This window comes from Mycobacterium sp. 852002-51163_SCH5372311 (assembly GCF_001667115.1).
GTDB lineage: Bacteria > Actinomycetota > Actinomycetes > Mycobacteriales > Mycobacteriaceae > Mycobacterium.
Map to the genome: position 1 here is coordinate 1 of NZ_LZIJ01000187.1, position 581 is coordinate 581.

Below are 581 nucleotides of genomic sequence, written 5' to 3' on the forward strand. Positions count from 1 at the left end.
TGGCCGTCTCGCCCGACCTGGTTGCGTTCACCGACTCGGCTGGGCTCGATGCCGTCGCCTTCGGGCCGGATGCGGGGACGTGGCACGACCTACACCGCGACTTCTTGATGCACGTGTTCCGCAACTTCTGGAAGATCCCGGAGCTCATCAGGTTAGGGCGCAAGGATTGGGAGTTGTTCACCCAGTTTTGGGAAGAGGCCAACACGACAGTGATGTCGCTGGCGGACGGGGCAGATCTGCTGTTCACCGACGCCGGTTTCGATCGTCCCGTTGCCAATGTCGCGGAGTATTACGACATTCCGTTGGCCATGCTGCATACGTCCCCGCTTAACGCCGACCCCGAGCTCGTCCCGATGGTGTTGTCGCCGCTGATCCGCTCCGCAATGACAATGGACCGCTGGCTGGTTTGGCGGATGACGAAGACGGCCGAGGACGCGCAACGCCGTGAACTCGGCCTGCCGAAGGCAACAGGCCCTTCACCGCGACGCATAGCTGAACGGGGATCGCTGGAAATTCAGGCCTACGACGAGGTTTGCTTTCCCGGTCTGGCGGCCGAATGGGCGAAATGGGATGGCCAGCGA

The 581-nt window shown here is 62.3% G+C and carries 1 pseudogene; it reads left to right on the forward strand.

What is annotated here, in order from left to right:
• Nucleotides 1-581: pseudogene (locus A5791_RS26910) on the forward strand (glycosyl transferase family 1); the annotation flags it as partial.